The organism is Paenibacillus periandrae (assembly GCF_022458865.1).
GTDB lineage: Bacteria > Bacillota > Bacilli > Paenibacillales > NBRC-103111 > Paenibacillus_S > Paenibacillus_S periandrae.
Genome location: NZ_JAJNMU010000010.1, coordinates 120543 through 133963, shown reverse-complemented (window position 1 = coordinate 133963; position 13421 = coordinate 120543). Strand labels below are relative to the sequence as shown.

The following is a 13421-nucleotide window of genomic DNA, read 5'->3' as shown; positions in this document are numbered from 1 at the left end:
ATAAACTTGGCAATCGTTCCTACTACTGGGTAACTTCGGTAGCTGGGACGATTTTTTTTGTCCGGATTTGTTCAAACTTCACTTGAAAATTACAAAAGTATAGCCTAATATTATATATAGAACTATGTTCTCTATTATAGAACGACAAGGAGAGAGATATGAAACTTCGTATCGGTTTTATAGGAACAGGTAGATATGCGGATAAGCACCAACGTATACTTTCACAAATGGAGGGTGTATCGGTCGCAGCCTTTTGCGGCAGAAACATGGAAAATGTGGAGCGGGCAGCACGCAGCTGGCCAGATGCGAAAGCGTTTACAAGTGTGACACAAATGCTGGATACGTGTACATTGGATGCTGTCTACATATGCGTACCACCGATGGGGCACGGTGAAATTGAAAGGCACCTGGTTGATCGTGGCATTCCTTTCTTTGTGGAGAAACCGCTCGGAATCGAGTTGACCGAGGATTTGGAGCTGCTGCGGAAGCAAGCAGCTGACAAACGTCTTATTACTTCAGTTGGCTACAATTGGCGTTATCTCGATTCTGTAGCCAAAGCGCGCGAGCTTCTGCTGGAAGGCACGATGGGTATGGCACTCGGTTACTTTATGAGTTCTTTCCCGCAGATTGCATGGTGGAGACGAATGAACGGCTCTGGAGGGCAATTCAACGAACAGACCACGCATATTGTTGATCTTATTCGCTATTTATGCGGGGAAGTCGAAGAATTGTACGCAGCCTTCAACAAGCGATGTTTACATGAAATTCAAGAAGGCATGGATATACCGGATGTGGGCACCGTTACACTCAAATTGGTGAACGGGATGGTGGCCACGATATCCAATACATGTATACTTCCAAGAGGTCACCATACAGGCCTGGATGTATACACGACCTCTGGTGTTGTGGAAATTCGTATGGATAGCCTGAAGGAAATCAGACGTGACCGAACGGTAGAGTACCGGAATAGCTCGGACCCGTACATATTGGAAAATGCGGCTTTTGTGCATGCATTGCGAACGGGGGATACTTCTCGTATCTTATCTGATTATGACGATGCTTTCCGTACATTCGAAGTGACCTCTGCGGCACATCATTCTGCGACCGAGGGCCGGATTATACGGTTACCTAGCTATACAACGAAAGAGAGTTGAACCCAATTGTCAGATGAAGGAAAAGTGAAATCATTAATTAAAGCGCTGAAAATTCTCGATTGCTTCACGGTACAATCGCCTGAGCTGGGCATTACAGAAATAAGCGAGAAGCTGGGACTTTATAAAAGTAATGTTCACAATATCGCAGATACTTTTTTAAAGGCAGGATATCTGGAGCAAAATCAGGAGAATGGGAAATACAGGCTTGGATTTAAGCTGCTGGAGTTCAGCAATGTGATTCATAGTAACATTGATTTCAGGACCATCGTGCTGCCTTTGATGCAAGAGCTATCGGACTTTACGAATGAAACCGTGTACCTGGGCACACCAAGAGAAAATGAAGTCGTTTATTTGGATTCTACCTGTCCGCGAAATCAGCTTTCCACGAGATCCATGCTGGGTGTTAAGGCGCCGCTTTATTGTACCGGGATTGGCAAAGCGATGCTCGCTTATTTACCCGACGACAGGATCAAGGCTGTCATAGACAAGGGTCTTATCGCCATTACAGATAGTACGATAACCAGCCAGGAAGCGCTTATACTGGATTTGCAGCAGATTCGGGCAAGAGGATATTCCATTGATCATATGGAGCATGAATACGGAATTAAATGCATGGGAATGCCGATTCGCAACAAAAAGCGGGAAGTCATTGCCGGGGTAAGCATTGCCGGTCCCTCCCTCAGGTTTGATGATTCCACAATACAAAATTATGCGGTTAAGCTGCAGCAGGTGGTTAGCCATATCGAGGATAAGCTGTGACAGCATGAAACGAGATAGGGGTGATTTAAGTGGCAACGATGGCAGGTTCACTTCGTAATATGAGGCTTAAATCCAAATTAATCGTATCCTTTGTACTACTTATTGTAATATCCACGTCTATCATCGGCTGGATATTTTTTCTTATTTTAAAAGAAACCATCGTTAATGAAGTGGGTCAATCCGTCCAAGAGGTTCTCAAGCAAACAATGCAAAATATCGATTACAAGCTCAAGGATATTGACGAATTGTATGTAAACATCGTATCGAACAAAGAGCTGCAGATCATTATGGAATCCGATGCCTCAACCGACACGGCCAGAGCTAATTATGAAAAAATATTTTATGAAACTGTGTATCCGAGTATTTTTGGGGGGCGCTCTGAACAGATTCAATCCGTAAGTTTTTTTGGCCAATACGGCCTGAATTTATTCGTGAATACGTCCTTTGCCAATCGGACAAGGGAGGAGCTTGAACAAACGGCCATTTATCAACAGTCGTATGCTGCCAAGGGCAAGCCCTTGTGGCTGTTTGCCAATAAGGACATATTCTCCAACCGCGATTCAGGACCCAAGGTGATTTATAATGCGCGAAAAACATTGGGGTTGTTAGCCCTTAAAGACTGGGGACTTATGCTGATTGGTGTCCGGGAAAGCTTTATATTCGACAGCTTCAAAAATATTCTTACGGATATGAAAGCGATTACGTATATAGTTGACGAGAATGGATTCATTATTTCTCATGTTAACAAGGACCTGGTCTCTACCAAGGCAGATCCTGATGTATGGAGGATGATTACCGGCTCGTCCAATGGAAGCTCACTGATTACGCTGCAAGGAACGATGTATTCGGTACATTATTTTACATCGCAATATACGGGCTGGAAGCTCGTTACGATGATTCCGCAGTCTATTGTCTACAAGCATATTGAGCTAGCCAAAGGCACGATTGTAATGATTATACTTATTACGGTGGCGTTATCGATTGTATTGTCCGTATTCATTTCATCCAGCATTACCCGACCGCTCATGAAATTAATTCGGCACATTAAAAAAGTAAGGGATGGGGACATTCACACCAAGGTTCATCTGGGAACGCAGGAGGAATTTGGGGAAATATCGGAGAGCTTCAATGAAATGACGGAAGAAATCGGGACCTTGATCCACAAAGTGCGGGATGATGAAAAGAAAATCAGAGAAGCGGAGCTGCGGGCTTTGCAATCTCAAATTAATCCGCACATTTTGTATAATACGATGGATTCTATATATTGGATGACCAAAACAAAGGAATATGATGAAATTGCGGAAATGACAACGGCGTTTGCTCAATTTTTCCGGCTTATTCTCAATAAAGGCAGCGAAATGACAACCATTGCCAAGGAATTGGAAACGATCGAGCACTACCTGACGATTCAGAAGCTGCAGTTCAAAAATAAATTTGAGTATGCGATCGAAGCTGATCCCCATGTACTGGAGGAAGCGTGCATCAAGCTCATTTTGCAGCCATTGGTGGAAAACGCGCTGCTGCATGGTATCAAACCGTTAAAAAATAAACGTGGGACGATTAAAATTGCAGCCAAAAGGGAAGGTCAGTTCATCCTGCTGGAGGTTATCGATAACGGAATCGGTATGGATCTGGAACAAATTGAAGCGCTTCTCGAGCCGCCTTCGCAAGACGGAGGTTATGGCATCTATAACATTAACGAACGGATTCATTTGGCTTATGGAGAAGGATACGGCTTACACTTCGAAAGTCGGAGAGATGAAGGGTCCCACATACAAATCATACTTCCAGGGGGATATATCGATGTATAAAATGATTCTGGTGGACGATTCGGAACGCGTGAGAAATGGTCTGAAAATGAGTATGGATTGGTCCAAGCATCAGATTGAGATTGTTGGTGAGGCCGAAGACGGTGTCGAAGCGATGGAGTTGATCATGGACAAGAAGCCGGATTTGATCATTTCCGATGTATTGATGCCTCATATGAACGGTTTGGAGTTAACGGAAAAAGCGCTGTGCATCGTACCGCATGCGAAGGTGATTTTGTTAAGCGGCTATGATAATTTTCCCTATGTGCAGACAGCGATTCGCAATGGTGCCTTTGATTATTTGTTGAAGCCGAGCACAATTGAAGAGTTATTCGCTATCATCCAAAAGGCAACGCACAGCCTGGAGCAAGAAAGGAGCCAGGTGAAGGACGTTGTGCAAATAAAGCAGCAGCTGCTGCAAAGCATCCCTGTGCTCAAGGAAAGATATTTGCGCTACCTGCTTTCCGGTCAAATGTCTTTATTGGATATAAGAAACAGATGTGGCTACCTGGATTTTTCCATCGGCAGCCATTTATTTGCATGCCTGGTTGTAGAGATCGATGATGAGGAGGCTGTAGCACAGAGTGCCCGTATTCGTGATAAGCAGCTCTTATTATTTGCTTTTCGTAACATTGTAGAAGAGCTGCTCCGGGAACAATTATACGCCGAGATCGTCGAAAATTACGATAACCAGCTCATTGTAATCGTTAGCCGAGCGGAGCCTATGGAAAGCAAACATTACTTGGAGCTGCTGCAAGCGGTAGCAAGAAAAATAAAATATTATATCCAAACGTATTACAAGGTGTCGGTTTCAATCGGTATTGGCGGCATCTACGATGAACCTGAATGGATACCGGAATCCGGCAAGCAAGCGGTGGAGGCTGTCCAGTATCGTCTGTATTCAGGTAAAGAGAGCATCGTATATATCGGTGACGTCACATACCAGGCTTCAATCGAGCACACCGTATACCCGTATGACCTGGAGAAACGATTGTGCCTGGCTTTGAAGATCGGGGACGTACACGGAGCAGTTGGGTATGCAAGGCAATTTTTGCGCGCTATTGTCGACGACTTTACCCCAACTCCTGATCATTTACGCAAGATTTGTCTACAGCTGGTCTACGCGCTGCTTCGCCAATTGATCGAGTGGGATCTTTCAGATGGGAACATCATGGAAATCACGGCCTTGGATGAACAGATTAAGAAAAGGAAAACCATTGAGCAGCTTGAAATGTGGCTTTTGCATTATGTCAACGATCTGGCCCATAGCATAGAAAAGAAAATGCAGCAGCGTCATGTTTCGATCGTTCAGAAGGCAATTTCGTTCATGGAGTTGCAGTATGCGCAGGATATCTCCTTGCAGGACGTAGCCGACGTCGTCTATTTGACACCCAATTATTTCGCCAATTTATTCAAGGAAAGAACCAATGAGACGGTTTTGAATTTTTTGGCCGATATTCGGATCAACAAAGCCAAGCAGCTGTTAAAGCAATCCGATTTGAAAATATTCGATATTTCCAGCCAGGTCGGATATACCGATGCCAAATATTTTGGACAAGTGTTTAGAAAAAGGGTAGGCGTTACCCCGTTGGAGTATCGGAAAATGCAGCCCAATTGAATAACATTACAAACCAATCATAGGAATTTCACCTATTTATCCGTGTGCAAATTACGGATAATAAGAGCAAGGGATGAGCATACACAGGGGGTGAACGATAATGATCCCGAAAAGAAATCTGTTAGTAAATAAACATACGGTTGGCTATTTGTTTTTGCTTCCTCTGATTCTGGGGGTCGTTACCTTTTCCTTGTACCCGATAGGAGAGGCTTTCCGTATCAGCTTGTATCACCATAACGGGGTAAGGGGGATTTGGGCAGGGTTCAGCAATTATGAATTTATTTGGTACGATAAGACCTTTTGGCGAGCACTTAGCAACACGATAATCATGGGTGTCATGGGACTTGGAGTGGGATTGCCTCTGAGCTTTATTATCGCTTCACTGATTAACGGTATCGCCGCCCGCAGGATAAGCATTCTGTTCAAAGCGATTTATTTTTTGCCGAATGTGACTTCAACGGTTGCGGCCTCAATTGTATTCCTGCTGCTGCTGTATCCGACGGAAAAAGGGATTGCCAACTCGGTGCTAAGCTGGTTTGGCGTGGCTCCACTCGGATGGATGGCAGATCCCAGACTTGCACAGTTTAGCGTCATTCTGATGGATACGTGGCACGGGTTGGGTTATTCCGTATTAATCTGGCTGGCAGGACTTCAAGGCATTCCGCGCGATCTGTATGAGGCTGCCAGTGTGGATGGTGCCAAGAGGCTGCAGCAGTGGTTCTATATTACAATTCCCGGAATGAAGCCCGTCATTTTCTTTATGGTCGTCATGGGTACGATCAATGCTTTTAAAAGATTCGGCGATGTGTTCGTGATTGGGGGACCGGATGGCAACCCGGGCGGATCGTTGTTTACGCTCATGCTGTACGTGTACCGATACGGCTTTTACACCTATGAGTTTGGCAAGGCGGCTGCTGCATCCTATGTGATTTTCATTATTATTTTGCTGTTTACCCTTTTTAACTTTAAAGCGTTTCAAAATAAGAATTAACCGGAGATGAGACATATGACCCTGATGTCCACTGCAGCAAAAACCGGGGTGGTACTGCAATCGAGGAAACAAGTGGATAGGCTTGGAAGGTTTGTGACCCTGTTGTTCCTATGCGCTGGCGGCGTAATGATCCTATTTCCGTTCATTGTTATGCTTTCGATTAGCTTTGACAAGGATGCAATTTTCGAATTTCCTTTTCCCTTTCGGTTGATTCCGGAACACCTCAGTTTCGAAAATTTTAGAATTGCCATCATCAATACCCATATGCCGCGATTGTATGTGAATACGTTTATGATTGCTGTTGGTGTTATTGCCATTAGTACGTTTTCAGCGCTGCTCGCGGGTTATGCGTTGTCAAAGCTGAACGTCAAGGGCGGCAAAATCATACTGCTGGTCGTGCTGGCTACGTTGATGATACCAAGTGAAGCGACATTAATCCCGCTGTTTATGCTATTTAAGAAGCTGCAGCTCATCAACACCTATTGGGCTTTTTATTTGCCGGCCATCGCCAATATATTCGGTACCTTTTTGGCGAAGCAATTCATGGACGGCATTCCTGGCGAACTTAGAGAGGCTGCCATTATCGACGGCGCGGGGGAGTTCCAATGCTTCACTAGAATCTATTTTGCTTTATGCATGCCAATCGTCGCTACCTTGATTATTCTCACCTTTCTGAACGTATGGAACAGCTTTTTGTTCCCGCTCATTATGCTGAATGATCCGGCCAAGTACACGATTCAAATTGGAATCGCTTTGCTTAACGCACGCACACAAACCGGACAATCACCTCCGGGTCTGAATATGGCCTCCACGGTATTGTCCATCATTCCTGTTCTGCTGGTATACCTGTTTTTCCAGAAATATATTATTCAAAGCGTTGCCCAATCAGGTATTAAACAATGAAACATCCACTTATAAGGAGTGATACGATGCGAGTGAATAGATGGAAAATGACACTGATGCTAACAATATGCTCACTGCTTTTATTTTTAACCGCTTGCGGTGGTGGGGCGGGTGACAATAGTGCGGCTCCAGGTCCCGCAGCAAACGCGGATAATTTATCCGGTGTCGTCAAGTTTGCTGTTTTTAGTTATCCGGTGGATGACGGTATCGATCCGGTAACGGGCAGCAATGTCAAAGGGATGAAAACGATGCTGAAGCCATTTTTAGACAAACATCCCAAGCTGACTGTGGAATATATCGAAGTTCCGCAGGATAACAGAAAGGCGAAGTTTCAATCACTATTGCTTAGTGGAAGTGTGGATGTATTAATTCTGGATTCATCTATCGATTTTTATAACCAAGGGTTTCTGATGCCTCTGGACGATTACTTGAAACGGGATAATTGGAAGCAAAATTATTACGATTCTTTATGGCTGGACAAAGAGCGCTTTACGAATGCTACCGATGGTAAAGTCATGGCCTTACCTGGAATCGTTAATACGAGTACGGTTATGTATGATAAGCAAATCTTTGATGATTGGGGTGTGGCACCGCTCAGCGATAAACCAACCGCTCAGGAAATATTGGAAAAAGCGGCCAAGCTGACGGGGATCAATCCCAAGACTGGCAAACAAACCTACGGGATGTATTATGACCCGCGCAGCAGCAGTCACATGATGCTCGATTATTTCTCAGATGGGAACGGCGTACAGCTAGGCGAAACCGACTGGGCGAACTTTGGGAACAGTAAACTGAATTTCAATACCCCGCAAATTAAAAAGAGCTTGCAAACCTTGATCGATATGAACTCCAGCCTACCACCCGGATATGAGATTGGACGCGGCTTTGAGAACTGGGGCAAGGTCGAGAACAATGTTGCGATTTGTTTATGGTGCAGCAAAACGGATGAAATCCTCAAAAACAAGCTGCAGGATCGTTATGTCGTGACCAAAGGGGTACGGGACAAGAACGGAAAAACCTCCTATGGTACAGCCCAAACGTATACGATGGCCAAAGATACGAAAAATCCGGAAGCGGCATGGCAGGTGCTGAAATATATTACGGGAGCTGAAGGACAAAAAGCTATCTATGATAACTATAAGTACCTGCCTTCCTGGAAAAATGCCGATTGGGTCAGCGAAAAGGATAATCCTTATGCCAAACAGTTGCTAACGGTCGTGGAGGATACCAAAAACGTGCTGTTTCCGCCGATCATGTTCTCACTTATACGTCCCTGGATGGCAGAGCTGATATCAAGGGCTAATCATGGTCAAAAGTATGATCTGACAGCTGAGATGGCAGACATTCAGGAAAAGATTAATAAATGGGTCGAAGAGCAAAAAGTCATCGATGCCTCCAAAAATAAAAAGTGATTCTAATCCAATAAAAAATCGCAAAAAATGGGGCGGTAGCTGAAGACTGCCGCCTTAAGAAGGGATGAATGGTGGATGAACGTTCAAGAGAACCCTACATGGAGCTATTCAACAGCCAAGGGAATCGCCTACGCTTCCAAGGGCTATGGAGCCCCATATAGTGAGTTAAACATAGTACGGCTGGCTCCGGGAAACCGGCAGCTGCAGTTGGATTGGCAGTATGAAGGATCATGCAATTCCGGTGAATTTGTTTACGAGGTCAAGCTGACGGCAGGGGAAGAACGGACAGAAATTCAAACTCGCCAACTACCGGGTGACGCCACATCGATTTTACTTAGCGATCTGGAGCATGCTGTAGATTATGAGGTTGCCGTTCATGCCATCAAAAAGGATTCGAATGAGCAGTTGGCGGAAAGCCCGGCAAGAAAGGCGAGAACCGGAGAGGTACCCGGTATTGTCGTCAATTATATTCATCCCGATGACTACACGTATGACTTCTCGGGTCGTTCTCCGGCAAGTCCATCCATCGTAAAGCTTGTGGATGGAACCCTGCTTGCCTCCCATGATGTTTTTTGGGGGCTTGGCGGACAAAATCTGAGCAAGATTTTTCGATCTACGGACGACGGTCAAAGCTGGTCGTTCCTGTGCGATCTTTATCCGTGCTTTTGGGGGAAGTTGTTTCTTCATCGCGGAGCGCTGTACATGCTTGGAACAAGCACAGAATACGGCGCTTTGCTGATAGGCCGCTCTGATGATGGCGGAGCGACCTGGTCTGCGCCAACGGAGCTGATACCAGCCGGAAGCAGGGAGGAAGGCGGACCTCATAAAGCGCCAATGCCTGTCGTTGAGCACGAGGGGCGGATTTGGAGCGGGGTGGAATACGGTTCATGGTCTCTCGGTGGTCATGCCACCGGAGTCATATCCGCACCAGCGGATGCGGATTTGCTGGATCCGGCCAATTGGGCGATAGCTCCTTTTCTTCCATACAGTCATGAATGGCCAGGTGTCATTGAGGGTGGCAGACCATCGCTGCTGGAAGGGAATATCGTAATCGCTCCCGGTGGCAGGCTCGTCAACCTGCTCCGTTATAATACAGGCAAGGGCAATCCTGATTATGGAAGAGCTATTATACTGAATGTGAATACCGTACATCCTGATGCGGATCTGACGTTCGGCAGTGTCATTGACTTTCATGGCAATATGTCCAAATTCACGGTTCATTATGATCCTGTCAGCGGAAGATATTGGTCGTTAGTGAACAGAGTAACCTTGCCCAATGTATCTCAGCGCAATATATTGTCTCTGGTGTCATCAGCCGATTTGGAATCGTGGCAGGTTCATACGGACGCTTTAAATTATCAGGATAACGGTTGGACGGAGGACGATCTTAAGGTTGGATTCCAATACGTCGATTGGCTGTTTAATGGGGACGATATGATTTATCTAAGTCGGACCGCGCTTAATGATGCCTACAATTTTCATAACGCCAATTATATGACATTTCATACGCTTGAAAATTTTCGGTCATTTCTTTAAACCTATTATCGATCATATGGAAAGGTTGTGCGTTATGCTATGAAGCCCATACAACCGCTTGCCCAGGATTATGTAACCGTATATGAATCTCCCGATCCCGACAATATTTATACGTACAGTCCCGGCATTGCCGTCTTGCCGAATGGCAGGTTGGTCGCCACGCTTGATCTGAGCGGACCAGGTATGGACGATCTTCCGGGCCCAAAGCGTGTCATCGAGCACGGTCAATTATGGTTCGGTAAAATATTTACCTCCGATGATAAAGGAGCAACGTGGCAGTTTCGTGCTGACTTTCCATTCATGCATGCAAGACCTTTTGTAGCGGGGAATTCCGTCTATGTCATCGGCCATTGCAACGATCTTGCGATAGTCCGGTCTGACGATAATGGAGAAACGTGGAGTGAGACCAGCTTTTTATCTAAGGGGGAAATTTGGCATCAGGCTCCTGCTAATGTCCTTTACGTTAAGGATCATGTGTACCTGGTTATGGAAAGAATGACGTTCACCGGTATGAAAATATGGCCATGCAGCATTCTTGCTCCTGTTCTCATGAGGGGCAGCATCGACAGTGACCTGCTGATCAGGGAAAATTGGACGTTCGCATCAGAGCTGGCATTTTGCGATACAGTGCCTGTGGATCAGCTGGATTATTTCGGCATTCCCTTTTATAACGCCGCACCGATTACGGGAACGATGATCGCTCCCGGACGCAATTGCGCGCCAGCCGGCTGGCTGGAGACGAATGTCGTGAAGATCGCAGATCCGGATCATTATTTTTACGATCCAGAGGGGCGAACATTCCATCTCTGGATGAGAACGCATACCGGTGGGACGGGATATGCCGCCATTGCGAAAGTTGTGGAGAACGACGATGGCAGTATGACAACTTTGCTGGAGCAGGTTCCTTCCGGTAAAAATATCGTCTACGTGCCTTTGCCGGGTGGACAGATGAAGTTCCACATTGTTTACGACGATGTCTCGGAGATGTATTGGCTGCTTAGCACGCAGGCAACGGATAGTATGACGCGCGCGGAAAAGCTCCCTGAGGATCGGTTCTGGACACCGAATAATGAACGGCATCGGCTGCAGCTTCATTTTTCCCGCAACTGCATCGATTGGTGCTTTGCAGGTATGGTAACGATGGGTGCTTCGCAGAAGCAGTCACGCCATTATGCGAGTTTGGCCATTGACGGGAATAATTTGTATGTACTCAGCCGGACAGGGGACCATCGTGCCAAGGATGCGCATAATGTGAATCTGATCTCGTTTCATACGATTACCGATTTTCGAAATTTAATTTATTAAGGAGGAAGCTCAGAATGACTTTAACCCATAGCGAATTGCTGCAGCTCAAACGTTGGAATACGCCATCAGTCTTTAATGGCTGGGAACAAATTTCCAAGCATGATCGCAGAACGGGCTTTAACCTGGAGGAAACCAAAGACTTCATGCCACATATGGGAGTTATGGTTGGATATGCGGTGACTGTAGTGTGTGAGCCGAGCAATCCCGACCATCAGACCAGAAATCCGAACGCCCAGGTTGAATATCGCGAATATATTGCCAGCATTCCCGGACCGAAAATCGTGGTCGTTCAGGATCTGGATAAACCGTATGCGTATGGTTCTTATTGGGGGGAGGTAGGTGCGAATATGCACCGTTCCCTCGGCTGCGTCGGAACGATTACGGATGGAGCGATCCGCGATCTCGATGAAATGAATAATGCAGGGTTCAAAGCGATTGCCAGCAAAATGTGTATTGGTCATGCCTATAGCTGGCCAGTGCGCTGGAACTGTGAAGTTGAGGTCTTCGGCATCACAATCAAGCCCGGGCAGTTGATTCATGCCGACAAACACGGCTTTCTCGTCATTCCTGAGGAGGATCAGGCCGGACTGCTTGACGCGACGCGGTTTATGGATAAAAATGAGTGTGACACCGTTATAACATCAGGGCGCAATACGGCAGGTATCGAGATGAATGCTTTACTGCAAGGAATGAAAGAGGCAGGAAATCAGTTCGGAGCTGCAGCTCAAGCCCAATTCGGACGAAAAGGCGAATGGTAGAAGCGATCCGACACAACAAGCTTTTTGAGGAGGCGAGGGGCGGTCCATGATGTTTACTGAAGCGGTCAAGGAATTAGTTATGACTGCCCAGGCACCATTCGAGAGCTGTCACGCATCCAGCTTGGCGATACTCCCGGATGGTGACATGTTGACGGCATGGTTTGCAGGCAGCAAGGAAGGAGCGGGTGACTCTGCTATCTGGTATTCACGGAGACACAAGGGAACATGGACGTTTCCCATCCAGTTAGCAGCTGCTGACGGAATTCCTCATTGGAATCCCGTCTTTTTTTGGAATGATCATGGCGAGCTTGTGCTTTTTTACAAGGTCGGACAGCTTCTCAAGGAATGGAGCACTCAAGTTATCGTATCCAAGGATAACGGATACACGTGGTCACTGCCGGTTGAGCTGGTAAAAGGCGACCGCGGAGGCAGAGGTCCGGTACGAAATAAGCCCATTGTGCTCTCGGACGGTACATGGTTGGCGCCGGCATCTACTGAGGACGGTATTTGGAAGGCTTTTGTCGACATTTCTGCAGATCAAGGGGCCACGTGGATACGAAGCGGAGATATCTGGATCCAGGAGCTGGACTACAGCAGCATTGAAGCTGTGACAGGCAGCGATATTCCGGTTTCGGAGCAATCCTTTTTTGGTAGAGGTGTGATTCAGCCTACGCTTTGGGAGTCGCAGCCTAGGAAGGTACATATGCTGCTGAGAAGCAGTGAAGGTTATGTGTATAGGAGCGATTCATCAGATTCGGGACATACCTGGTCTAAGGCATATCCGACACCGCTTCCTAATAATAACAGCGGTATTGACGTAGCGAGAATGGATAACGGCGTGTTGATCCTGGCATTTAATCCGGTTGGGGTCAATTGGGGGCCACGTACGCCTCTGGTGCTAAGAGCGTCTTATGATAATGGACATACTTGGGACGATGAATTCGTTCTGGAGGATCAGGTGGGAGAATACTCTTACCCTGCCATTATTGCCGACGGAAAACGTATATTCGTCTCTTATACCTGGAAAAGAGAAAATATCGCATTCTGGCAAGTTACCTTATAAAAGAGGGTTTTTTTACCATTTTATGTAAATTAAAAGATCCATGAGAACGGAGAAAGATTTTCTCTCTAATCTCATGGGTCTTTGGGTTCATCCGATTTACGCTTGGCAGATGCA

11 protein-coding genes are annotated in these 13421 nt (G+C 46.3%); all 11 read left to right on the top strand.

Annotation, left to right across the window (positions count from 1 at the left end):
* Window positions 1-158 precede the first annotated feature (158 nt).
* The 11 genes from LRL21_RS18100 to LRL21_RS18050 all read left to right on the top strand — a co-directional run bounded on the left by LRL21_RS18100 (window position 159) and on the right by LRL21_RS18050 (window position 13307).
* On the top strand, window positions 159-1154 hold the full coding sequence (locus LRL21_RS18100) for a Gfo/Idh/MocA family protein (protein WP_240417204.1): 996 nt from the start codon (window positions 159-161) through the stop codon (window positions 1152-1154).
* Window positions 1155-1160: 6 nt separating this feature from the next.
* Window positions 1161-1913 carry an IclR family transcriptional regulator gene (locus tag LRL21_RS18095; RefSeq protein WP_240417203.1) on the top strand — a complete coding sequence of 251 codons (753 nt, stop codon included), beginning with the start codon at window positions 1161-1163 and terminating at the stop codon, window positions 1911-1913.
* Between the two features lie 38 nt (window positions 1914-1951).
* Complete coding sequence (locus LRL21_RS18090) at window positions 1952-3724, top strand: sensor histidine kinase (RefSeq protein WP_240417349.1); 1773 nt, start codon at window positions 1952-1954, stop codon at window positions 3722-3724.
* The gene (locus LRL21_RS18085; RefSeq protein WP_240417202.1) at window positions 3717-5339 is read left to right on the top strand and encodes a response regulator; all 1623 of its coding nucleotides are present in this window, start codon (window positions 3717-3719) and stop codon (window positions 5337-5339) included. The genes LRL21_RS18090 and LRL21_RS18085 overlap by 8 nt, the downstream gene beginning before the upstream one ends.
* 100 nt (window positions 5340-5439) lie before the next feature.
* Window positions 5440-6330, top strand: a complete 891-nt coding sequence (locus tag LRL21_RS18080) for a carbohydrate ABC transporter permease (protein ID WP_240417201.1) — start codon at window positions 5440-5442, stop codon at window positions 6328-6330.
* A gap of 6 nt (window positions 6331-6336) precedes the next feature.
* Window positions 6337-7233 (top strand): carbohydrate ABC transporter permease, encoded by an 897-nt coding sequence (locus LRL21_RS18075; RefSeq protein WP_240417200.1) that lies wholly within the window; start codon window positions 6337-6339, stop codon window positions 7231-7233.
* A 32-nt stretch (window positions 7234-7265) separates the two neighbouring features.
* Window positions 7266-8645: an ABC transporter substrate-binding protein gene (locus LRL21_RS18070; protein WP_240417199.1), complete on the top strand. Its 1380-nt coding sequence runs from the start codon at window positions 7266-7268 to the stop codon at window positions 8643-8645.
* A gap of 75 nt (window positions 8646-8720) precedes the next feature.
* On the top strand, window positions 8721-10181 hold the full coding sequence (locus tag LRL21_RS18065) for a sialidase family protein (protein WP_240417198.1): 1461 nt from the start codon (window positions 8721-8723) through the stop codon (window positions 10179-10181).
* 39 nt (window positions 10182-10220) lie between these two features.
* Window positions 10221-11486: a sialidase family protein gene (locus tag LRL21_RS18060; RefSeq protein ID WP_240417197.1), complete on the top strand. Its 1266-nt coding sequence runs from the start codon at window positions 10221-10223 to the stop codon at window positions 11484-11486.
* A gap of 14 nt (window positions 11487-11500) precedes the next feature.
* A complete protein-coding gene (locus tag LRL21_RS18055; protein WP_240417196.1) occupies window positions 11501-12244 on the top strand; it encodes an RraA family protein in 744 nt (247 codons plus the stop codon).
* A gap of 46 nt (window positions 12245-12290) precedes the next feature.
* Entirely contained in the window at window positions 12291-13307 is a 1017-nt protein-coding gene (locus LRL21_RS18050) for a sialidase family protein (protein ID WP_240417195.1), read from the top strand.
* Window positions 13308-13421: the final 114 nt, after the last annotated feature.

Bases quoted from the DNA above. Each gene is read 5' to 3' on its own strand.
- LRL21_RS18085 (WP_240417202.1), top strand. From the start codon at position 3,717: ATGTATAAAATGATTCTGGTGGACGATTCGGAACGCGTGAGAAATGGT.
- LRL21_RS18055 (WP_240417196.1), top strand. From the start codon at position 11,501: ATGACTTTAACCCATAGCGAATTGCTGCAGCTCAAACGTTGGAATACG.
- LRL21_RS18080 (WP_240417201.1), top strand. From the start codon at position 5,440: ATGATCCCGAAAAGAAATCTGTTAGTAAATAAACATACGGTTGGCTAT.
- LRL21_RS18075 (WP_240417200.1), top strand. From the start codon at position 6,337: ATGAGACATATGACCCTGATGTCCACTGCAGCAAAAACCGGGGTGGTA.
- LRL21_RS18060 (WP_240417197.1), top strand. From the start codon at position 10,221: ATGAAGCCCATACAACCGCTTGCCCAGGATTATGTAACCGTATATGAA.
- LRL21_RS18050 (WP_240417195.1), top strand. From the start codon at position 12,291: ATGATGTTTACTGAAGCGGTCAAGGAATTAGTTATGACTGCCCAGGCA.
- LRL21_RS18090 (WP_240417349.1), top strand. From the start codon at position 1,952: ATGGCAGGTTCACTTCGTAATATGAGGCTTAAATCCAAATTAATCGTA.
- LRL21_RS18100 (WP_240417204.1), top strand. From the start codon at position 159: ATGAAACTTCGTATCGGTTTTATAGGAACAGGTAGATATGCGGATAAG.
- LRL21_RS18065 (WP_240417198.1), top strand. From the start codon at position 8,721: ATGAACGTTCAAGAGAACCCTACATGGAGCTATTCAACAGCCAAGGGA.